Genomic DNA, 20,129 nt, shown 5'->3' with positions numbered 1-20,129 from the left:
AGCGCATGCCCCACAGCCGTTTCACGCTCGTTCCCGCCGCCTACGTCTTCCTGCTGCGGGACGGTGCCGGGGGAACCGAGACCCTTCTTCAGCTGCGCCGGGGCACCGGGTACATGGACGGGTACTGGGCCTGTGGGATCGCCGGTCACGTCGAGGCCGGCGAGTCCGTGCTCGCGACGGCGGCGCGGGAGGCCCGCGAGGAGGTCGGCGCCGTCGTCGAGCCCGCCGACCTCGAGCCGCTCACGACGATGCACCGCACCGGGGACCCCTGGGGCCCGGCCATCGAGCAGCGGGTGGACTTCTTCTTCACCCTGCGCCGGTGGGGCGGAGCCCTTCAGGTGCGCGAGCCCGACAAGAGCGACGGCCTGCGATGGTTCCCGCTGACGGCCCTGCCCGAGCTCGTGCCGCCCCACGAGCGTCACGTCCTGGGTCGGTTGACCGCCGAGCTCACGGACGGCACGCCGGTCCCGTCGCTCATCACCTTCGGGTTCTGACTCCGCCCCGCGAGATCGGGACTAATGACACCCCGAGATCGGGACAAATGACACCTCGAGATCGGGACAAATGACACCGCGAGATCGGGACTAATGACACCTCGAGATCGGGACAAGTGGTCCGGCTCAGGCTCTGGCAGGGCAGGCGCTGAGCAGACAACGGACCCGACCCTGGCCACGGCGATGAGGTGTGGACAAGATCGTGGCCGAGAGGGGCTGGAGAGGCCTGAGATGCGCATCGCCCCCTCCGACGCACACACAGACACCTCCGAAACCACCCCGTTCTCCCGATCTCAGGACCGGCGGGACGGAGCGCGGAGTAGCAGGAGGGAGACTCAGCCGATCGCCAGGCGCAGCTCGTTGCCCCAGGGGTCGGCGACCAGAAGCCGGTCAGCCGTGTCGTCGTCGTGAACCTCGACGCCGTGGGCGCGCAGGCGTTCGCGAGCCGCTGCGAGCTCAGAGGCGTCGGGCAGGAGGATCTCGGCGGCCCCCAGACCGAGGGCCGGGGTCCGCAGGCCCGCGCCGCGCGAGCCCCACACGTTCATCGCCATGTGGTGGTGGTATCGACCTGCCGACACGAATAGCGCGGACCCAGGCATCTCGGCGGTGACCTCGAATCCTAGGGCGTCGACGTAGAAGGCACGGGCGGTGTCGACGTCGCCGACGCGCAGGTGGACGTGCCCCACGCCGCCGACCACACCCAGCCCCTCGTCGGCGGAGACCTCATGTGCCGCGGTCCGCGACAGGGAGCTCTTCGCTGCCTCGACCGCCCGCTGGGTGGCCGAGGCACCCAGGTGACGGGCGAGGAACTCGCCGGGGTCGATCGGCAGGGTGTCCATGCGCACGCGCCCGTCCACCCACTGCCATGTCTCCCGGGGGCGGTCCCAGTAGAGCTCGACGCCGTTTCCCTCGGGATCGTGGAAGTAGAAGGCCTGGGAGACGAGGTGGTCGCCGGGCCCCTCGAAGGAGTCGGCGTGGCGCACCCACATGCGCACAAGCGACCTGGCGAGCTCGGCAGGGGTGTCGAAGACGATCGCGGTGTGGAACAGGCCAGCGCTGCCACGGGGCGCAGGCACCAGGTCCGTGGCGTCGATGAGTACGACCACCGTACGCTCCCCCAGGCCCAGCACCGTGCGCCCCGGCGAGACCGCCAGGGGGGTGAGCCCGACGCCGCGGACGTAGAAGTCCTCCATGACCCGTCGGTCGTGCACGAGAAGCTCAACGGCCCCCATCGTCGTGGCCGCAGCCAGGCGCGTGTCGTCGGCACCGCCAGCACCGGGCGCGGTGCGGTCGGCAGCGCGAGCCGTACGGGATGCGTGCGTCGCAGCGGACATGGGACCCTCCTCCTGTTTGTTGAACTGTCAACATCTGTGTCGGTCGGCCTGTTCCGTGACACTGAGCACGCCTGGGCTCCTACGGAGGACCACGACATCCGTCTGCCGGGCACCCGATCTGCCCGCCCGAGCACTCGCGCATGAGCCCCGGGGCCACGGACGACCACCTCACAGGGCTGTGACCTCGCGAGGTGCCACTTCCCCCGATCTCGAGGTGCCACTTGTCCCGATCTCGAGGTGCCACTTGTCCCGATCTCGCGGGGTGGGGAGGGCGGAGGGTGGGAGGGCCGGCCTACAGGCCGAGGAAGCTGAGGATCGCCGGGAGCTCGCGTCGTGCCTGGACGAGCCCGGCCTCGTAGGCGCCCACGACGCGGTCGTAGCGCAGGTCCCCGTTGGCCACCGCCAGCCTGTCGGGCCGGAAGAGGTAGACCCGCCCCTCGCGCTGCCCCTGCTCAAGGGCCTCAAGGGTCCGGTTGTAGTTCGCGGGACGCTCGACGATCCCCCGCGCCACCTCCGGGTACCTGCGGAACAGGGCGCGGTAGGCGGCCGGTCGCTTCTCCGGCGGCTTGCGGTATCCCTCGGGGCGGGTCATGACCACGAGCATCCGCTCGAACCCGTCGGCCGCAGCGGCGTCGACGGCGATGCCCCCGGTGGGTCCCAGGGCGCCGTCGAGGTAGGGAACTCCCTCGATCTCGACGACCGGCATGAGCAGGGGCATCGAGGACGAGGCCCTGCACACCGGCAGGAGGTCGGCGAGCCCGTGGATGTCCTCGAGCCCCCAGTAGACCTGCTCTCCGGTGTCGCAGCGGAAGGCACCGATGCGCACCGTGGCCGGGGAGGAGGAGAATGCCTCCCAGTCAAAGGGGATCGACTCGTCGGGAGCCGCCGTGTGCAGGTAGATGTGCTCGGAGTTGAAGTACCCCCGCCCACGGGCGAAGCTCCCCCAGCCGCCGGCCTCCGGGTCGGTGGCCAGGGCGACGAAGGCCTCCCGGGTGCGCCACAGGTCGCGCGAGACCATGTTGACGGTGTGGGTCGAGCCCGCGGAGATGCCGCCGACCCACGGGAAGAACAGGCCCTCCTCGAGCAGGACGCGCACGAGCGCCGCCGTGTAGACCCCCCGCATGCCGCCGCCCTCGAAGACGAGGGCGACGTCCTCGACCCTCGAGGTCACCGGCGCGGCGACGTGGCCCGGGCGCCCGTAGGGAACGGGACGCGCGGCCAGGGCGGTCCGGCTCGTCCGAGCGGTCTGAGGGTCGACGGTGCTCACGGGACCCCACCGTACCCACCACCCTGAGGGCAGGGCCATGACCATCCGCACTCCGGAGCGGGCCGTGGGGTGGTGGCGCGACGCCGCCTGGCACCGCCTGGCGCCGCGTGGCACCGTGGCCGACCGCGGGCGTAGCGTGAGGCCATGATCGCGCCCCGGATCCTTGAGCCCCTCACCCTGCGCAGCCTGACCGCCCGGAACCGGCTGTGGCTGCCCCCGATGTGCATGTACTCGGCGACGGCGCAGGACGGCGCCGTGACCGACTGGCACGTCCTCCACTACGCGACCAGGGCGGCCGGAGGCTTCGGGACGGTCGTGGTGGAGGCCACCGCGGTGACGCCCGAGGGACGCCTGTCGGTCAACGACCTGGGCCTGTGGGACGACGCCCAGGTGGCCGGGCACGCGCGGATCGTCGAGGCTGTTCACAGCCAGGGAGCGCTGGCGGGGGTCCAGATCGGTCATGGCGGCCGCAAGGCCGGGACCGCCCCGATGAGGCCGGGCGCTAAGGAGGGGACCGTGCCCGGCTGGGAGCTCCTCGCGCCCTCGCCGCTGGCCTTCCCGGACCTGGCGCAGCCCCGTGAGCTGGGCACCGGGGAGATCGACGCTCTTGTGGAGAGCTTCGCCGCGGCGGGTCGGCGGGCGGTGGCGGCTGGGTACGACCTCGTCGAGATCCACGGCGCCCACGGCTACCTCGTCCACCAGTTCCTCTCCCCGCTGTCCAACGCGCGGACCGACGCCTGGGGAGGCTCGCCCGAGGCCAGGAGGCGCTTCGCCCTCGAGGTCGTCGAGGCCGTACGCGAGGCGGTCGGGCCGCGCACGGCGCTGGGCATCAGGTTGTCGGCGACGGACTGGCTCGACGGCGGGCTGACCGGCGAGGACACCGCCGAGCTGGCGGGCCTGCTCGTCGCCGCCGGCGTCGACGTCCTGCACATCTCGAGCGGTGCGCTCCTGCCCGCACAGATCCCGGTGGGAGCCGGGTACCAGGTCCACCTCGCCGCCCAGGTCAAGGCTGCGGTCGAGGGCATGACGACGCCGGGCGGGAGCGCGCCCGCGGTCGTGGCCGTGGGCCTCATCACGAGCGGAGCCCAGGCCGAGCAGATCCTCCGCAGCGGCCAGGCCGACGCGGTGGCCGCCGGGCGAGCGGCGCTGCGCGACCCCTACCTGCCGGTGCGCTGGGCGCACGAGCTGGGGGTCGACGGCTGGCAGGACGCCGGCCTGCCCGTCCAGTACTGGCGCGGCGCCTACCGCTGAGGCGACCGCTGCGGCCGTCCCGCCTCAGCCCTCGACAGCCTCGACGTAGACCCACCGGTCTCCCCGACGGCGGAACAGGCTCCGCTCATGAAGGGCGTCCTCGACCCTGCGCCCGCGCAGGTCGGAGGTCGTGCAGTAAGCCGTGAACTCGACGACGGCCTCACCCTGCCCGGGCAGGCCCCGACCGGGCGCGCCGCGCTCCCGGGAGGCGCCGTCCTCGACGACCTCGTGGATCTCCAGGCGCGTCCAGCGCGTTCCCGGGTGGCAGAAGGGTCCTGGCGGGCGCGTGCGCGGGTGCCAGGTGCGGAAGAGATGGTCCTCGTCCCCCAGGACGAAGGCAGTGAACCGCGAGCGCATGAGGGCCTCGGCGCTGTCTGCCGGGGCGCCGTCGAGAACTGGCTCGCAGCACCGGGCGAAGGTGGCGCCCGAGCCGCAGGGGCACGGGCCGTCCCCGCGCACGCCCGCCCGGAGCACGGCGCTCACGGCTCGAGCCCCAGCCAGAAGGCGTGCAGCGCCCGAGCCAGCAGCGGCCCGTCGGCCACGGCGCACATCTCACGCTGGGAGTGCATCGACAACAGCGCCTGCCCGACGTCGACCGTCGTCATACCGAGCCGGGTGGCGGTGATCGGCCCGATGGTCGAGCCGCAGGGCACGGAGTTGTTGGACACGAAGTCCTGGTAGGGCACTGCGGCGGCCGCGCAGGCCCGCGCCCACACGGCCGCGCCCACCGCGTCGGTGGCGTAGCGCTGCTGGGCGTTGATCTTGAGCACCGGCCCGCCACCGAGCACCGGGCGGAGGACCGGGTCGTGGAGGTGGCCGTAGGCGGGGTGGGCCCCGTGGGCGGCGTCGGCGGACACGCACACCGAGCGGGCCGCCAGCGCCGCCCGGGCGTCGCCGTCGACGCCCATGACACCTGCCAGGCGCCCCAGGACGCTGTCCAGGAAGGGCCCGGCCGCCCCAGAGCGCGTCGCCGACCCGACCTCCTCGTGGTCGTTGGCGACCAGGATGAGCGGGTCGCGGACCTCGGCGTCCTCGCGCGCGAGCACCTCCAGGGCGGTCAGCGCCGCGTGAACCGAGGAAAGGTTGTCGAGCCGGGGGGAGGCGAGCAGCTCGCCGGAACGGCCGAAGCGCGCCGGCTCCTGGACGGGGAAGGTGACGACGTCGTGGGCGACGAGCTCGGCCGGGTCGATCCCTGCCTGCTCGCACAGGTAGCGCTCGGGGTCGTCGGGTCCGCAGGCGGCGTCGGCCAGCGCCCACAGCGGGGCGAGGTGGGCCTGCCTGTCGAGCCGGAGAGCCTCGTTGACGCTCCGGTCCAGGTGGGGCGCGACCTGGGCGACGCGTGCGACCGCCGGGGTGCGCACGAGGTGGGTGGCGCCGTCGCGGGTGACGAGGCGACCGGCCAGTCCGAGCTCACGGTCGAGGAAGGAGTTGAGCAGCGGGCCGCCGTAGACCTCGACGCCGAGCACCTGGAGGCCGTCGCGCACGACGGCGGCACGGGGCTTGAGCTTGAGGGCCGGGGAGTCGGTGTGGGCGCCGACGACGCGGTAGCCGGCCCGCCCCTCGAGGTGGGCGGGCAGCACCCAGGCGATGAGCGCGCCGTCGCGCAGGACGTAGCCGCGCCGCGGCAGGCTCTTGTCCCACACCGCGGACTCGTCGACACCGGTGAATCCCGCCGCCGCTAGGCGCCCCGCCCCCTGGGCGGCGGCGTGGTAGCTCGACGGCGAGGCGCTCACGTACTCGATGAGGCCGGCGGTGTAGGCGTCGTCGTCCCGCAGGTGGTCGGGGGAAGGGAGGCCGGCCGGCGACGGCGTGGAGGCGGGGGTCTGACGGGGCGCTGATGTCATGCCCCCAGTGTGGCACCGGGGCTCCCGGGGCTGCGGCGGGGCAGGAGCCGGCACCGCTGGCGAACCGGGACCGGCCGGGTGAGAATCAGCCCGTGACCCACATCTCCCTGCCGACAGCGGGCCCCGCGGCCGCCCATGCCTTCCCTCCCCCGCGTGCCGGCGGCGTGCGGGCGGTCCTGTTCGACGCCGACGGCGTCCTCCAGCTCATCGGCACCCCGTGGCGCCAGGCGCTGGCACAGGCCGGCGGCGAGGACTTCGCCGAGGCGCTGCTGGTCGAGGAGGTCTCCGCCCTCGAGGGACGCGACCACCTGCGCGACGTGCTCGACCGCCTCGTGCGGCGGCTCGGGCTGAGCACCGGCACCGAGCAGGTCCTTGAGACGTGGTGGAGGGCGACACCGGACCCCGAGGCGTGGCAGGTCGTGCGCGACCTGCGGGCGGCCGGCTACCTCACGGTGCTCGCCACCAACCAGCAGTGGGAGCGCCGGGCCTGGATGCGTCACACCCTGGGCTACGACGGCCTGTGCGACATCGATGCGTACTCGTGCACGCTGGGTGTGTGCAAGCCGAGCCCGGTCTACTTCCGCGAGGTCCTGGCGCTGACGCGGGCCAAGCCGCACGAGGCGCTGTTCATCGACGACAACGCCGAGAACATCGCCGTGGCGGCAGGTCTGGGCCTGCGCACCATCGAGCACCCTGCGGACAGCGGCGGAGCGCTGCTGCGCCAGGAGGTCGAAGCGGCCCTGGCCGACGTGGCGGGCTGACGCTGCGGGCCCATGCTGAGGGCCCACGCTGCGGGCCGACCGGGACCGGGTCGAGGGTGCTCATCCTCCTCAAGGATGAGCACCCTCGACCCGCGTTCTCCTTCTGACGGACTTGTGGGGCGCCGTCCGAACGCGAAAGACTCGCCGAAGCACGGGCAACCGCCCCATGCACGAGCGCTTCGGGAGGGCGAGATGACGACGCAGACCACAGGGACCGTCGCCCCCTGCCCGTCCCGTCAGGCCGTTGCGCACCCCGCACCAGCAGCCGGCGCCGCCTGTGAGACGACAGGCGCTACCTCAGAGAGGACGGGTACCGCCTCCCCTCCTCGGACCGCCTCACTGGTCCCGGGGGTCCCAGCGGCTCCTGGCACCCAGCCGGCCCACAGCAACGCCTCGCACTCGCGGCGCGCCCCCAGGACCTTCTTCCACCTCATCTCGAGCATCCACCGCATCCTGCCCGACGCCGTCGGGCGGCACCTGCCGGTGACCTTCGTCGGCTACGCCATCATCAACGGCTCCGCCTTCCTGCTCGACATCAGCCTCCTGTGGTTCTTCTACGAGAGGCTCCACTGGTTCTACCCGCTGGCCGTGACGGTGGGGTACGCGGTCGCGGGGGTCTACTCCCTGCTGCTCAACCGCTGGCTCAACTTCCAGTCCCACGGGCACCTGGCGACGCAGGGCTCGCGCTACGCGGTGGGGCTGGTCAGCCAGTACGTCATCTTCATCATCGGCCTGTCGAGCCTCCTGCACTGGGCGGGGATGAACGCGGAGCTCGCGCGCTTCCTGTCGGCGTGCTGCGAGGGGATCTACCTCTACACGCTCATGCGCCTGTGGGTGTTCCGCGGCACCCCCGAGCCCGTCGACGAGGTGGCTTGAGGTCCCGGCGACCTCACCGGCCCGTCACCACCGGGCGCGCGCCGTCTCGGTGGGGCCGTCGAGCTCGGTGAACCCGGCGTCGACCACCCGCACCGGCCGGAGCGCCGAGCCCCACACCTCAGGCTCTGGGACCTCGACCCGCACGCGGTAGCCCTGCGCCGCCCAGCCCTCGCGCAGGGACTCGGGCATCTCCGGGCTCTCCCAGGCCAGCTGGGCGGCGTGGGCCACCTGGGCGCAGAGCTTGCCGCTCGTCATCTCCTCGGCTGGCGTGACCTCGACGACGACCAGCGCGTCCACCGAGGACGAGGCCGCCGACAGCTCGATGCGTGGACCCGGCTCGCCCCGCCTGCGAGCCTCCTGGGTCTGCGCGGTCACTGACGCCGGGGGTGGGGGCAGCGCGTCCCCGGCGGGGAAGTGCGTCCCCTCGACCTGCGTCTTGGCCAGGGCCGCCGGCAGGGGGCGGACAGGTCCCGGCACGAGGGCCCGCGCAGCCGCCGGACCCCACCCGGGCGGCCCCTCCTGGACCACCGTCACCCCGGGGAGCTGCCCGATCTCCTCCCAGCGCCGGCCCCGCGCGCGCCGGACGAGCTTGCGGATCCGCCCGTGTCGCCAGTGCTCGACCGCGTCGTGCCAGGCGCCTCCCTGGGCGGCCTGAGGCGAGGCGAGCAGCCCGACGACGGCGCGCGCCGCCGCCTCGGCGACATCCACCCTGCGGGGCGGGGCCACCTTGTCGTAGCGCACGGCGATCTGCATGCCCCAGGGGACGGGGTGGTCACGGGGGTCGACTGCGCTGGACACGGGCCGACCCTACCGGCCCGCCAGAGTCTTCGGGCCCCGGGAGCCGCGCGTCCTCCCACGGGAGGAGCGCCATCCTCCCGGTCGGCGAGCCCTCACCGCGCTCGGGTTCATCCCCGTGGGCGCGGTGGCGCAGCGACGGGACGGTCTACGGTGGGGCGGTGACCGACATGCCCGCCCCAGGTTCCGCGCTCGTCCTGCCCCCGCAGGCTCCACCTGACAGGCCACGCCCTCTCAACGGAGCCACCGTCCACGGCCTGCGCGGTACCGGGCACCTGCGCCATCGCTGCGAGATGCCCCTGCTGTGGCTCTCCGTGGTTCTCATGGTGGTGGGCTACGCCGCCTGGGTCGCCACGATCGCGTGGCTCGTCGCGGTTCCCGAGCCGACCGGTGACGCCGCCAGCCTGCGCGCCTTCCTCCTCATGGGTCCGGGCAACCAGTTCCTCATGCTCCTGCCGTTGCTGCCCTTCATCCTGTGGGTGGCCCGCGCCCTCCTGTACGCCAGGATGCGTGCCTCCGGGGTGCAGATGACCCCGACACAGTTCCCCGAGGGCTACCGCATGGTGGTCGAGGCGGCGCAGCGCTTCGGGCTGCGCCGGGTACCGGACGCCTATGTCGTGTCCGGCGGCGGCGAGATCAACGCCTTCGCCTCAGGTCACGGCTTCCGCCGTTTCGTGGCCATCAACTCCGACCTGTTCGAGGTCGGCGGATCAACTCGTGACCCTGAGGCGCTGCGCTTCGTCATCAACCACGAGGTCGGCCACATCGCGGCAGGGCACGTGTCCTTCTGGCGAGGGGTTGCGACCAACCTCATCATGTCCGTGCCGCTGCTGGGACCTGCCCTGTCACGAGCACAGGAGTACACGGCGGACAACCACGGCTACGACGCGGCCCCCCAGGGCGTGGCGGGGGCCATCGGCCTGCTCGCGGGCGGCAAGTACCTGGGTGCGCAGGTCAACCTGCACGCGATGGCTGACCGTGCGGCCTGGGAGACCGGCCTGTGGCTGCACCTGGTCGTATGGCGGGCCAGCCACCCTGTGCTCACCTGGCGGGCGCACGCCCTGCGCGACCGCCGCCTGCCGGGACGGATCATGGTCAAACCCTCCCCCGCGACAGCCTGGTTCCCCCGGTTCCACCCCACCGGTTCCCAGCCCTCGACGACATGGCCCTACCCTGCCCAGGTCCTTGAGGCGATGAACAGGCTCGAGCCCCGGTACACGGGCGCAGCGGCGGAGGAGCAGTTCGGGCGCTACCCGGGAGTCAGCTACAGCGTGTCCCGCGACGAGATCAGGCTCGCCGACCCCACCCCCGTGCCCCGACGCCTCGCCCCGCCGCGCACGGCGCCGCCCTACGCGGCCCCCTCGAGCGCGAACCCGCCCTACGGGTCGGCGCCAGACGCGAGGTCGCCCTACGCGGCCCCCTCGAGCACGAACCCGCCCTACGGGTCGGCGCCAGACGCGAGGTCGCCCTACGCGGCCCCCTCGAGCACGAACCCGCCCTACGGGTCGGCGCCAGACGCGAGGTCGCCCTACGGGCCGATGCCTGACACTGAGCCACCCTACGGATCGATGCCCGAGCAGTGAGCTGGTCGGCGGTCGCATTGGCTGGTGGGGGCGGTCTGGCGGCAGGAGGGTGTCCAAATCTGCCGCAAAACGCTGGGCGTACGGGTGCCGGGAGTCGGAGAACCGCATGATTCCGCGGCTCGCTGTCGCCGCGCGGTCAGCGCTCACAGGATTTGCCGCAGATTTGGACACCACATGAGCCCCGGACCATGCGCGACCGCCACACTCAGGTCCGCGCCCAGCCCCTCAATGCCACGAGAGCAGACGAGGCCTCAGAACCGCCGGAGCGGCGACGTGGCGAGTCCACGACGGCCCGGCGGCTCGGCGCGATCGGGCATGAATCGCCCGGACTCGTGGTCGGTGCGCGCAACGCCCCGGGGGCCCGGGGACGCGGGGCGGGGCGGCATCCCCGGAGGCGGGCGCGGGCGGCACCCCTGATGCCCTCGCGCAGGGCGTGGCCGGGGGTTAGTGGCCTTGGGCTTCTTCTGCGTCGTCGGTCAGGTAGGTCACGGTGCGTACGAGGTCGAAGGGCTCGGCCGAGCTGGTGGTCGTGATCGTGCCGGTCACCGGCTGGCTGGTGCCGCCCTCGGGGGTGAAGGTCGCCTCCCAGGTGGTGGTCACGGTGATGACGACGTTGCTGCGGGTGCCGGTGTAGTCGTGGTAGACGGTGTGGTTGGGATATGGAGCCCTCGGATCAGTGAGGTTTTCTCACCGGGGTGGGGCGTGCACCCGGCCTGATCGTTGGGATGCTGGGGGAGGGTGCGTGTCGTGTGGGGGTGCACGCGGGGAGCGCATCCAGGATGGGTTCTGACCAAAGAAGCACCCCTGAATGCGAGGTCCCCGCATGCTGTCCTATCGTGCCACCCTTGACGTGCCATCCGCTACCGCCCGAACCGTGTCAGCCTGGCTGGCGGCTCACCGCCGCTGGCACGACATTCGGCCTCATCAGAGGGCGGCGACGCCCTGGGTGCAGGCTGTGATGGTGCTGCGCTGGCTCAACGAGGCCACCAGCATGCGCACCCTGGCCCGAGACGCCGGCATCTCGATCGCCACCGCCTACAGGTACCTGCATGAGGCCCTCCAGGTCATCTCCTCCCAGGCCCCTGACCTGATCGAGGTCATCACCCAGCTGCGCCACAAGGGTGAGCCTTTCGTGTGCCTGGATGGCACCCTGATCCGCACCGACAGGGTCGCAGCCCGCACCGAACGGGGCAACCACTCGTGGTACTCGGGCAAGCACAAGGCCTTCGGGGGCAACGTCCAGGTCATCACCGACCACACCGGATTCCCGGTGTGGGTCTCGCCGGTCGAGCCGGGCTCGACCCACGACCTGACCGCTGCGCGCGCCCACGCGCTGCCCGCCCTGTACAAGGCCGCCTCCCAGGGCATGCCCACCCTGGCCGACAAGGGCTACATCGGCGCCGGCATCGGCGTGCTCACACCCGTCAAGGGCGCCAGACCCTGCCCCGACGACGCCACCTACAACCATCTGCACGCCAGTCTGCGCTCGCCTGCCGAGAGGGCCAATGCCATGCTCAAGCACTTCAAGGCCCTCCAACACGTCACCCTCGACCCGCACACCATCACCCACATCACCGCCACAGCCCTCGTCATCATCAGCCTCAACAAACAACCCCGGTGAGAAAGGCTCAATGACGGAGTTGCAGAAGATGCAGTCGTCCTCGCTCATCTCCTTCCAGGTCGTCAGGTCTCCTGTGGCGAATGCGTACGGGTACAGGCTCAGGAAGTAGATCGCGGTTGCTTCGGCGCCGGCCGGTGACTGCTCGTCCATGCCCACCACGCGGCTGGGCTCGGGGGTGGCCATCGCCGCGTCGTATGACGCCTGCTGCTGCGAGGACAGGGGCGGTACCCACGAGGGGGTGCCGGACTCAGAGGCCTCGGCTGAGGCCTGACCGGAGGCACCCGTCGCTGGGGTCGATGAGGCGGTCGCCGTGCCCGAGGCGGAGGACCGAGCTGTCGGCGAGGGGCTGGCCGAGTCGGCTCCTGAGTCGGAGCAGCCCCCCACGCCCGCTGCCGCCACGAGGACCAGCATGCACGCGAGAGCCCCCACACGCTGTCGGGAACGAGCCAGTCGTGTCATGAACCAGGACATCAGACCACCGCCATCGGAGATCAGACCAGAACAGGGACGCGCCCGAGACACGCCATCGCATCTCAGACAACCCAACACTACCCCAGCCACCCCCACGAACACCAGACCTCACCCGAACCTGTGGACAACCACCCCGGGACCCGCCAGCGTCCTCCGAGACCCGTTCCCCCGTCAGGACCCGGTGCTGGCCCCGGTGGCAGGCGCACACCGAGCGGGCGTGGCAGCGCGGCGGTCCTATGACGTCGTCTCGAGTGACGGTGGAGCTCCTGGGTTGAGTGGCCTAGGGCCGTCGGTCAGGTGCGGGGCGAGTCGTGTATCTCCGAGCAGGGGTCCAGAGGCGGGCAGGACTGTACGTGGCTCGCGTCTTTCACGATCGCCGGCAGGATTCTCATGAGGGGCCCCCGCGAACCCGCAGGTCACAGGAGGTGCCGTCGACCACTCAACCGGCACGACCCCCACCAGCCGCTCAAAAGCTGCGAACTACGGACACCCAGCCCGGCCCCGCGCGATCATCCCGCGCGGGGCCGCCCACGGCTCCGTCAGTCGACCGGGTACCCGGTCACCGGTCCGGCGCTGCTGGGCTCCCACCCCAGTGCCGGCGCCACGTGCTCGGCGAAGGCCTCCAGGATGTGGAGGTTGAAGTCGACGCCGAGCTGGCTGGGAATGGTGAGCATGAGGGTGTCGGCGGCGCGGACCGCCGCGTCGGCCTTGAGCTGCTCGATGAGGACGTCTGGCTCTGCGGCGTAGGTCTTGCCGAAGGTGGCGTACATGCCGTCGATGACGCCCACCTGGTCGGCCGAGCCCTGGCGCGCCCGCCCGAACAGCCTCTCGTCCTCCTGCGAGACGATCGGGAAGATCGCCCGGGAGACCGACACCCGCGGGGTCCAGGAGTGGCCCGCCTCGCGCCACGCGGCCCGGTACCGCATGATCTGCTCGTGCTGGAGGTCTGCGAAGGACGTTCCTCGCGAGTCGCTCAGCTCAGTGAGCAGGGTCGAGCTCATGAGGTTCAACCCTTGGCGCGCCGTCCACTCCGCGGTCTCACGGGTAGCGGCCCCCCACCACAGGCGCCGATCGAGGTCGGGGACGTGCGGCTCGATGCGCAGGTCGTCGGAGTCCGCGGGCGTCCCTCCCATGACGGTGCCGTTGACGGTGTCGCGCTTGGCCTGCGGGACCCCTCGCACCGCGTCGAGGAACTGTGCCGCGTGAGCACGGGCGACGTCCGCACCGCGCGGGTCCGTGCTACCGGTGTAGCCGAAGGACTCCCACCCGCGCAGAGCCTGCTCGGGCGAGCCCCGGGAGATGCCGATGGCGATGCGCTGGTCGAGAAGCAGGTCGAGAGCACCGACCTCCTCCGCCAGGTGAAGCGGGTTCTCATAGCGCATGTCGATGACGCCGGTGCCGACCTCGATCCGCGAGGTACGAGCACCTGCCGCGGCGAGCAGCGGCATGGGCGAGGCCTGCTGCATGGCGAAGTGGTGGACGCGCCAGTACGCGCCGTTGACACCGAGCTCGTCGGCGCCGACCGCGATGTCGACGGCGTCCCGAAGGGCCTGCTTGGCGGTTGGCTCATCGGCACGGCGTCCGTGCCCGTAGTGTCCGAAGGAGAGGAATCCGAAGGCTTTCATACAACATTCAACTACTCCCGGGGTGGCGTTGTTCCCACCGGAGCGTGACACCCCTCACCTCCGACCGCACGTGTGATCGGCTCTGCCGACAGTCACGCTCCCGGGAGGGGGCGACACTGACAGCGAGTGCACCGGACGCGTCGGGAGGCGAGGACTAAGGGCGCGGTCCGACCGGCGCCCGTCTCTCAGACCTGGCGAGGCCCCTGTCCGCGGGTAGGCAGGACCTGGGTGGGCATCGCGTCGACCTCCGCGTCGTAGCCGGTCTGGCCGGGCGCCACCGGCCGACCGGGAACCTCCGGGGATGATGACCCGTGGTCTGGCACGCCCCGCCCCGCCCCAGGGTGGACCTGGGCGGAGAGGTTCGAGGCCGGAGCACCCTGGACGACGGGGGGTGGGGTCGGGGTCGAGGGAACCGCCGAGGCGCCCTGGGCCATGGCGGTGGCGGGCTGCGCCTGCTGCGGGGCCACCGCCTCCTGCCACCCGCCGGCGGGAACCGCCTGGGTGAGTGCCGACTGGCCGGCCGCCGCCGCAGCCGGAGATGCCTGCTGCGGGGCCACCGCCTCCCGCCACCCGCCGGCGGGAACCGCCTGGGTGAGTGCCGACTGGCCAGCCGCCGCCGCGGCGTACGGCGCTGCCTCCGAGGGGTGGGTCTGAGCGTCCGCGGCCCGAGCACCGGGGTGCCCCTGCGCCGGGACCTGCCCACCCGTGGCGTGCTGGGCCGGGACCTGCCCGCCTGAGGGTCCGTGCACCGAGGAGGTGGGGCTCACCGGACGGTTGACGCCGGTGGTGAATGCCTGGGTGAGCGCCGCCTGGTTGTGCTGGGCGTCGACGTAGGACACCGTCTCCGCCCCGGGTCCTGCGGTCCCGGGAGCAGGCTGCGCGACCTGCTGGCCGGCGCCGGTTGTCATCGCCATGGTCGGCGCGGCGTGCGCGAGCGCCGCCTGCGCCGGGGAGGCCACGTCGTGGGGCGCGGAGGGCTGCCCGTCGTACACGGGCACCTCCCCTGCGCCGGGCCACGATCCCTCAGGCGCGACGGCGGCTTCGCCCGAGGAGGGCGCGCCCCACTGCGGGATACCTGCCGGGGCTGCGGCAGGCCCGCCTCCCACGGCCGGCGCACCCGCCGCCGGCGCGCCCGCCCATCCCTGCGACTGGGCCTGAAGACCGTAGCCGTGCACGACCCCGGTGGGCGCGGGAGGCTGAGAGCCGCGCTTCCGGGCAGTCAGGAGGGCGAGGAGCGACAGGACCGCCAGCGCCAGGAACACGACGACCGACGCCCACATGAAGATGATCCCGGGGCCGAAACCGACGGCACCTGCGGTCTCGTCGAGCCTCACCCGTGCCCCCACGGACAGGAGCACCATGAACCCTGCGATGAGGGTGGAGGTCACCGTGAGACTGAGCAGGCCGCACCGAGCGGCCTTCCACGGCGCCAGAAGGAGGCCGAGCCCAAGAACGGTGACGACCACCATGACCGTGCAGCCCACGACCGACATGCGCTGCTCCGCCAGACGCACCGACCCTCCCGGCCCCTCGAAGAGCGGCAGCAGCAGGGCGAGCAGGAGGACGACGACGGCCGTCACGCCCGCGACGAGCAGAAGGACCCGGGTCCCTGCCCGCAGTCCCGGGGAGGCACGACCAGGCCCCTGCGGCCCGAAGGCCGGGACGCCTGCGGCATCGACCGGGGCCCGGCTGTCGGCCCGGCGATCCTGCGGCGACGGGGGTGTGTAGTGCATCGAGTCGCTCATACCATCAGGCTAGACGAGACCGGTGGGGAGTACCTCCCCCATCGGCCAGGAACCGGTTCTCGCGGTGTGGAGAGGGACCCATGCAGCGGGCGGCAGCCACGGCGGCCCTGCGCGGGGGTCACCACCGCCGACCGCCACCCCGGGCCGGACGACTCAGGTCGCCGTTCAGCGGATCTCGTAGCTGCGCTCGATGCCCTGCGTCTGCCTGCCCCACAGGCTGGCAGCGACCCGCTCCTGGTGCGCAGCGAAGGCGGCCTCGTCGACAAAGGTCTCCTCGACCCGCCACACAAGGGGGTCGGAGGTCACGGTCACCTCGAAGGACAGGCAGCCCGGCTCGGCGCGGCTGAGCTCGATATGACGTGGCAGGTGGGTGCGCACCCGGGCCGCCTGCTCCTCATCGGCGCAGCGCAGCTTGCCGGTGAGCACCACCGTCCGGGCCCGGGCGTCACCCGCCACCACGGCTTCGCGGACCGGTTCACCGCTCCGGTCCGCGTGATCGATGGCCTCCGCCTCAATGCTGCTCGAGCTGCTCATCACTCGTCTCCTCTCGCGCGACGGCGGCACCGCGGTCCTCGCCCCGACCACGGCGGGAGGGGACCCGGTGACCACGTATCCCGGCATTCTAGATGTCCGGGACCTTCAGGCCTGTGGACGGTACGTCAGCACGCTCGGGGCGGCAGTCCGGCCACGATGCGTCCCGGCACGGCGGCCACCGGTTCACCCCGACGGCCTGCTGAGCAGCCCGGCGGACGGTCTCAGGGCCGGTGCACCGCCCCGGCCACGACAGTCGCCACCGGGCGCAGCCCTGCCAGCTCCTCAGCGTCCAGCGCCAGCGGGTCGCGCTCGAGCAGCGCCAGGTCCCCCGGGGAGCCGACCGCCACGGGGCCCGCCCCGTCCACCGAGGCGGCCAGCGCCTCCTCGACGCTCAGGCGCTGCCCGGAGGACCACACCCCGCCGTCGGGGGTCCTGCGCCCCACCGCCGCCGACATGGCCAGCCACGGGTCCAGGGGCGCCACCGGCGCGTCCGAGCCCAGGTGCAGGAGCGCCCCGGCCCTGAGCATGTCGGCGAAGGCGTAGGTTCGCCCCTCCAGCCCCGGCCAGACCCGGCCGACCACCGCCCAGTCGTCGATGAGGTGGGCGGGCTGGACCGACAGCTCGACGCCGTGATCCACGAGGCGGCTCAGCGCACCACCCGGCAGACCGGCGTCTGCGGGCAGCAGCTGGGCGTGCTCGAGGCGGCCCACGGCGCCCGAGGCGACGAAGGCGGCCGCGACGTCGTCGACGGCGGCGTCGCCGATGGCGTGGATCGCCGTCTCCAACCCGACGGACCGGGCCCGCGACATGAGCTCGGTCAGCTCCTGGCGGCTGATGTTGGCCACACCGTGCGGGTGCTCGAGCCCGAGGGCCGTCGGGTAGGGGTCGTGCATGTGGGCGCTCGCGGTGCCCATCGAGCCGTCGGCGATGACCTTGAGGGGGCCCTGGGTGGCCAGCGGCCGCCCGTCCGCACCCAGGGGCGAGCCGGGCAGCGCGTCGCCGGTGCGCAGCCCCTGGCCCACGCGCACCTCCATCGCCTCGCGGTAGACGGCCGAGCGGATCCTGGGGCTGCACAGGGGGGCCTCGGCGGCCATGACCCGCAGACGACGGGGCCAGTCACCGGGGTCGGGGGCCCAGCTCATGTCGACCACGCCGGTGATCCCGTCGGCCACCGCCCGCTCCAGGACCCGCCGGTAGCCGGCCTCACGCAGCTCGCGGGTGCCCGGGATCTCGTCGAGGCGGTCGAGGAGGGCGAACCAGGGGTCCTCGCGCATCGGCGCGCCGGGATCGGTCGGGCTCGCGCCGGGCAGGCCGAGCATCCGCAGCGCCGCGGAGTTGACCCACCCGGAGTGGACGTCGCCGGAGATGAGCACGGTGGGCACGTCCCCGGTGACGGCGTCGAGCTCGGCGGTCGTGGGTACCCGGGGCCAGGCCGACAGGCGGTGGCCGAAGCCCTGGACCGTGGCCGGCGCCCCGGCGGAGGCCTCGCGCAGGGCTCGGGCGACGATCTCCAGTGCCTCCTCGGCGCTGCGGGTGGAGGTCGTGTCGAGGCGGCCCGCACGGGCGGCCTCGAGGTCGAGGTGGGCGTGGGCGTCCCACAGGCCGGGGATGACGAAGCAGCCGGCCGCGTCAAGCACCTGCGCGCCGTCGCGCCCAAGCCCTCGCCCGACCTCGACGACGACGCCGCCGCGCAGGCGCAGGTCCACCGGCTCGGTCCGCCCCGCCAGAGGCGGGGGCGTCCCCTCGTCGACCGCCCGCAGCCGGGCCAGGGCGGGACGGGAGCGGAAGCGGACGACGCGAGCATCGGTGATAAGCAGATCGGGCACGACCCCAGTATCCTCCGGGTTCCTCCGCCTCGCGCGCTCGGGCGAAGCGAGACCGCCCGGGCCCGCCGCCTACCCTCGACCTCCTCGGCCTCGCGCGCTCGGGCGGGGTACCATCGCCGTACTGCCGAGACATCGGTGCGACCACCTCTGAGAGATGCCATGGCCAGGTTACGTCAGACCCTCCCTCCCCAGATCGAGGTGATCCTGGCTTCCGGAGACCTCGACGAGGTCGCCAGTGCCATGGCCAGGTGCCGGGTCGGCGCTGTGAGCAACGACCACGCCCGGCAGACCGCCCTCCACATCGTCCCCTGCCCGAACCACGTCGTCGAGTGGCTCGTCGAGCGCGGTGAGGACGTCAACGCCGAGGACAGGTACGGCAAGCGACCGCTGCACAGCCGCGCCACGCCCCCCGGGCACGCCGAGCAGATCCCGCTGCTGCTGCGCCTGGGCGCCGAGGTCGACGCCGCGGACCACTCAGGCCGCACTGCCCTCCACCTCGCCTGCCAGTACCAGAGACTCGATGCTGTCGAGCTCCTCCTGGCCGCCGGAGCGGACGCGACTCGCACCGCCAGCATCCCGGGAGGTACTGCGTGGAGCACGATCAGCTGCGCGGTCGCCGGGGCGGCGTCCCGTGACATGGCAGCCGAGCCCGCGGTGCGGATCATCGAGCGCCTCGTCGTAGCCGGCGCCCGCCCCACCGGAGCCGAGAGCGAGCCGCTGCGCTCCTTGGGCAAGGACCTCCAGCGCAGGGTGGCCCGGGGAGTGCGGGACGAGCAGACCGAGGCCCAGGCCAGGGCCCTGGACCGTCTCTACGAGATCTGCGACGTCCCACCGGTCGAGCCGATCCGGATCCACGACGACGTCTCGCGCATCGAGGTGCCCGAGACCGTCCGGTGGCAACGCGCCTACTCTGCCCTGTGGGACTCGCTGGTGCCTGACCGAGGGCGGGCGGCGACCGCCCAGGGCGAGGCGGTCCGGATCATCGGGCGGATCGGCTACGAGATCCTGACCAACGGTGGCTGCAACTGGGATCGGACGTTCATGGCCCTGGTCGACGGGCTCAGCAAGCTGCTGGGAACGGGCACGCCTCTTCCGCCGGCCGAGCTCGACGAGGCTCGCGGCCGCCTGCAGATCCTGCGCACCGCGGTCTGCGACGAGCACAGCGTCGACCGGGTCACCGAGCTCACCGTGGAATGGGTCCGCCTCAATCCCGAGCCAGCACCCAACCCGCTGCCCGACGTGGGCCGGTGACTCACCGGGAGCACGGTCTCAGGCGCTGACCAGCCGGGCCTCCGGCCCGGCCCCGCAGGGATGGCTGTCTCCTCGTCCCGGTGACCCCGGTGCCGGGAGGGCCGGGCTCAGGCGGAGCGACGGCGCAGCAGCATGAGCCCGCCGAAGCCCAGCACCGCCGCGCCCACCGCCATGAGGGCGGCGAGCATGCCCGCGCCGGTCACCGGGAGCGAGGAGGAGAACAGCGTGCCTCCCCCGCTGTCGGTCGAGGCGATCTGCACCGCGGCGCTGCTCGTCGACACCCCGCCCTCGGAGTCGGCGCCCGACGAGGAGGTCCCTGCCGACGACGGGTCCGTCGAGGCGGCTGCGGAGGAGGCTGACGACGAGCTCGTCGTCGCTGCGGGATCGGCGCTGGGATCCTGCGTCGCCTGGGAGCTGGAGGTCGCCGAGGGGGTCGGATCCTGGGTCTCGGGGCTGGCGGAGGGCTCGGGCTCGGCCGCCGAGGGCGTCGCCTCCGGCTCACCCGGCCCGGAGGGCTCCGGGCTCGAGGACGGCGTCGTCGCGTCAGGCGCCTGGTCTGTGCTCGTGTCCTGCTCGGCGGACTGCTGGCCGGCCTCGTCCTGGCTCGAGGTGTCGGAGTCGGCCACCGTGACCTCGGGAGCGATCGAGCTGCTCGGGGACTGGGCGAGGCCGAACGCGCGAGCCTGCCCGTCCTCGACAGGGGCGGCCCACGCCCCGGAGGACACCGCCACGGGCACGACGAGGAGCAGCGCGGCGACCAGAAGACGCGTGGCCGTCATGGGGTCCTCCTCTCCGCTCTGGGCAGCGACACATAGGTAGGAGCCACCCAATCACATACGGAGCTCTAGACA

19 protein-coding genes and 1 pseudogene are annotated in these 20,129 nt (G+C 72.7%); 8 read left to right on the top strand and 12 right to left on the bottom strand.

Going from position 1 to position 20,129, the window contains the following annotated elements; all coding sequences use genetic code 11:
* The first annotated feature begins 5 nt into the window (after positions 1-5).
* The gene (locus EL245_RS11115) at positions 6-494 is read left to right on the top strand and encodes an NUDIX hydrolase (RefSeq protein WP_126383178.1); all 489 of its coding nucleotides are present in this window, start codon (positions 6-8) and stop codon (positions 492-494) included.
* A gap of 335 nt (positions 495-829) precedes the next feature.
* Here the strand turns inward: EL245_RS11115 and EL245_RS11110 are convergent, their stop codons facing one another.
* Both EL245_RS11110 and EL245_RS11105 read right to left on the bottom strand, forming a co-directional pair.
* On the bottom strand, positions 830-1,828 hold the full coding sequence (locus EL245_RS11110) for a VOC family protein (RefSeq protein ID WP_126383177.1): 999 nt from the start codon (positions 1,826-1,828) through the stop codon (positions 830-832).
* Positions 1,829-2,120: 292 nt separating this feature from the next.
* Positions 2,121-3,095 (bottom strand): patatin-like phospholipase family protein, encoded by a 975-nt coding sequence (locus EL245_RS11105; protein ID WP_232009743.1) that lies wholly within the window; start codon positions 3,093-3,095, stop codon positions 2,121-2,123.
* Positions 3,096-3,239: 144 nt separating this feature from the next.
* Between EL245_RS11105 and EL245_RS11100 the strand changes: the two genes are divergently transcribed.
* Positions 3,240-4,346, top strand: a complete 1,107-nt coding sequence (locus EL245_RS11100; protein ID WP_126383175.1) for an oxidoreductase — start codon at positions 3,240-3,242, stop codon at positions 4,344-4,346.
* 24 nt (positions 4,347-4,370) lie between these two features.
* Here the strand turns inward: EL245_RS11100 and EL245_RS11095 are convergent, their stop codons facing one another.
* On the bottom strand, positions 4,371-4,829 hold the full coding sequence (locus tag EL245_RS11095) for a YchJ family protein (RefSeq protein WP_232009742.1): 459 nt from the start codon (positions 4,827-4,829) through the stop codon (positions 4,371-4,373).
* On the bottom strand, positions 4,826-6,190 hold the full coding sequence (locus EL245_RS11090) for a M18 family aminopeptidase (protein ID WP_126383174.1): 1,365 nt from the start codon (positions 6,188-6,190) through the stop codon (positions 4,826-4,828). The genes EL245_RS11095 and EL245_RS11090 overlap by 4 nt, the downstream gene beginning before the upstream one ends.
* Positions 6,191-6,282: 92 nt before the next feature.
* Between EL245_RS11090 and EL245_RS11085 the strand changes: the two genes are divergently transcribed.
* Both EL245_RS11085 and EL245_RS11080 read left to right on the top strand, forming a co-directional pair.
* Positions 6,283-6,951, top strand: coding sequence for an HAD-IA family hydrolase (locus EL245_RS11085; RefSeq protein WP_408608370.1), 669 nt, complete (start codon positions 6,283-6,285; stop codon positions 6,949-6,951).
* A 192-nt stretch (positions 6,952-7,143) separates the two neighbouring features.
* Positions 7,144-7,827 carry a GtrA family protein gene (locus EL245_RS11080; protein WP_126383172.1) on the top strand — a complete coding sequence of 228 codons (684 nt, stop codon included), beginning with the start codon at positions 7,144-7,146 and terminating at the stop codon, positions 7,825-7,827.
* Between the two features lie 24 nt (positions 7,828-7,851).
* Here the strand turns inward: EL245_RS11080 and EL245_RS11075 are convergent, their stop codons facing one another.
* Positions 7,852-8,580 carry an aminoacyl-tRNA hydrolase gene (locus tag EL245_RS11075; RefSeq protein WP_126384440.1) on the bottom strand — a complete coding sequence of 243 codons (729 nt, stop codon included), beginning with the start codon at positions 8,578-8,580 and terminating at the stop codon, positions 7,852-7,854.
* A 212-nt stretch (positions 8,581-8,792) separates the two neighbouring features.
* Between EL245_RS11075 and EL245_RS11070 the strand changes: the two genes are divergently transcribed.
* A complete protein-coding gene (locus tag EL245_RS11070; RefSeq protein WP_126384437.1) occupies positions 8,793-10,205 on the top strand; it encodes a M48 family metallopeptidase in 1,413 nt (470 codons plus the stop codon).
* Positions 10,206-10,649: 444 nt separating this feature from the next.
* Here the strand turns inward: EL245_RS11070 and EL245_RS13270 are convergent, their stop codons facing one another.
* Positions 10,650-10,805 carry a hypothetical protein gene (locus EL245_RS13270; protein ID WP_161512806.1) on the bottom strand — a complete coding sequence of 52 codons (156 nt, stop codon included), beginning with the start codon at positions 10,803-10,805 and terminating at the stop codon, positions 10,650-10,652.
* A 223-nt stretch (positions 10,806-11,028) separates the two neighbouring features.
* Here EL245_RS13270 and EL245_RS11065 point away from each other — a divergent pair, with 223 nt between their 5' ends.
* Complete coding sequence (locus tag EL245_RS11065; RefSeq protein WP_126381755.1) at positions 11,029-11,826, top strand: transposase family protein; 798 nt, start codon at positions 11,029-11,031, stop codon at positions 11,824-11,826.
* A 63-nt stretch (positions 11,827-11,889) separates the two neighbouring features.
* Here the strand turns inward: EL245_RS11065 and EL245_RS14030 are convergent.
* A pseudogene (locus tag EL245_RS14030) lies at positions 11,890-11,976 on the bottom strand (DUF6318 family protein); the annotation flags it as partial.
* On the opposite strand from EL245_RS14030, the gene EL245_RS13900 reads away from it, so the two are divergent.
* Entirely contained in the window at positions 11,975-12,097 is a 123-nt protein-coding gene (locus tag EL245_RS13900; protein WP_269471391.1) for a hypothetical protein, read from the top strand. The pseudogene EL245_RS14030 and the gene EL245_RS13900 sit on opposite strands and share 2 nt — an antisense overlap.
* 739 nt (positions 12,098-12,836) lie before the next feature.
* Here EL245_RS13900 and EL245_RS11060 read toward each other — a convergent pair.
* From EL245_RS11060 to EL245_RS11045, 4 genes are all read right to left on the bottom strand, one after another.
* Entirely contained in the window at positions 12,837-13,922 is a 1,086-nt protein-coding gene (locus EL245_RS11060) for an LLM class flavin-dependent oxidoreductase (protein WP_126383171.1), read from the bottom strand.
* Between the two features lie 185 nt (positions 13,923-14,107).
* Positions 14,108-15,667 (bottom strand): hypothetical protein, encoded by a 1,560-nt coding sequence (locus tag EL245_RS11055; RefSeq protein WP_126383170.1) that lies wholly within the window; start codon positions 15,665-15,667, stop codon positions 14,108-14,110.
* 165 nt (positions 15,668-15,832) lie between these two features.
* Positions 15,833-16,201 carry a putative quinol monooxygenase gene (locus tag EL245_RS11050; protein WP_126383169.1) on the bottom strand — a complete coding sequence of 123 codons (369 nt, stop codon included), beginning with the start codon at positions 16,199-16,201 and terminating at the stop codon, positions 15,833-15,835.
* A gap of 221 nt (positions 16,202-16,422) precedes the next feature.
* On the bottom strand, positions 16,423-18,027 hold the full coding sequence (locus EL245_RS11045) for an amidohydrolase (RefSeq protein WP_126383168.1): 1,605 nt from the start codon (positions 18,025-18,027) through the stop codon (positions 16,423-16,425).
* Between the two features lie 159 nt (positions 18,028-18,186).
* Between EL245_RS11045 and EL245_RS11040 the strand changes: the two genes are divergently transcribed.
* Positions 18,187-19,278 carry an ankyrin repeat domain-containing protein gene (locus tag EL245_RS11040; protein WP_126383167.1) on the top strand — a complete coding sequence of 364 codons (1,092 nt, stop codon included), beginning with the start codon at positions 18,187-18,189 and terminating at the stop codon, positions 19,276-19,278.
* Positions 19,279-19,385: 107 nt separating this feature from the next.
* Here EL245_RS11040 and EL245_RS11035 read toward each other — a convergent pair whose 3' ends face one another.
* Positions 19,386-20,057: an LPXTG cell wall anchor domain-containing protein gene (locus EL245_RS11035; protein ID WP_126383166.1), complete on the bottom strand. Its 672-nt coding sequence runs from the start codon at positions 20,055-20,057 to the stop codon at positions 19,386-19,388.
* Positions 20,058-20,129: the final 72 nt, after the last annotated feature.

The sequence above is a fragment of the Actinomyces howellii genome, from assembly GCF_900637165.1.
Taxonomy (GTDB): domain Bacteria; phylum Actinomycetota; class Actinomycetes; order Actinomycetales; family Actinomycetaceae; genus Actinomyces; species Actinomyces howellii.
The sequence above is the reverse complement of the archived record's forward strand: the minus strand, read 5'-3'. Positions and strand labels throughout refer to the sequence as shown.

Bases quoted from the DNA above. Each gene is read 5' to 3' on its own strand.
- EL245_RS11115 (WP_126383178.1), top strand. From the start codon at position 6: ATGCCCCACAGCCGTTTCACGCTCGTTCCCGCCGCCTACGTCTTCCTG.
- EL245_RS11110 (WP_126383177.1), bottom strand. From the start codon at position 1,828: ATGTCCGCTGCGACGCACGCATCCCGTACGGCTCGCGCTGCCGACCGC.
- EL245_RS11100 (WP_126383175.1), top strand. From the start codon at position 3,240: ATGATCGCGCCCCGGATCCTTGAGCCCCTCACCCTGCGCAGCCTGACC.
- EL245_RS11090 (WP_126383174.1), bottom strand. From the start codon at position 6,190: ATGACATCAGCGCCCCGTCAGACCCCCGCCTCCACGCCGTCGCCGGCC.
- EL245_RS11080 (WP_126383172.1), top strand. From the start codon at position 7,144: ATGACGACGCAGACCACAGGGACCGTCGCCCCCTGCCCGTCCCGTCAG.
- EL245_RS11075 (WP_126384440.1), bottom strand. From the start codon at position 8,580: ATGCAGATCGCCGTGCGCTACGACAAGGTGGCCCCGCCCCGCAGGGTG.
- EL245_RS11070 (WP_126384437.1), top strand. From the start codon at position 8,793: ATGCCCGCCCCAGGTTCCGCGCTCGTCCTGCCCCCGCAGGCTCCACCT.
- EL245_RS11065 (WP_126381755.1), top strand. From the start codon at position 11,029: ATGCTGTCCTATCGTGCCACCCTTGACGTGCCATCCGCTACCGCCCGA.
- EL245_RS13900 (WP_269471391.1), top strand. From the start codon at position 11,975: ATGCCCACCACGCGGCTGGGCTCGGGGGTGGCCATCGCCGCGTCGTAT.
- EL245_RS11060 (WP_126383171.1), bottom strand. From the start codon at position 13,922: ATGAAAGCCTTCGGATTCCTCTCCTTCGGACACTACGGGCACGGACGC.
- EL245_RS11055 (WP_126383170.1), bottom strand. From the start codon at position 15,667: ATGAGCGACTCGATGCACTACACACCCCCGTCGCCGCAGGATCGCCGG.
- EL245_RS11050 (WP_126383169.1), bottom strand. From the start codon at position 16,201: ATGAGCAGCTCGAGCAGCATTGAGGCGGAGGCCATCGATCACGCGGAC.
- EL245_RS11040 (WP_126383167.1), top strand. From the start codon at position 18,187: ATGGCCAGGTTACGTCAGACCCTCCCTCCCCAGATCGAGGTGATCCTG.
- EL245_RS11035 (WP_126383166.1), bottom strand. From the start codon at position 20,057: ATGACGGCCACGCGTCTTCTGGTCGCCGCGCTGCTCCTCGTCGTGCCC.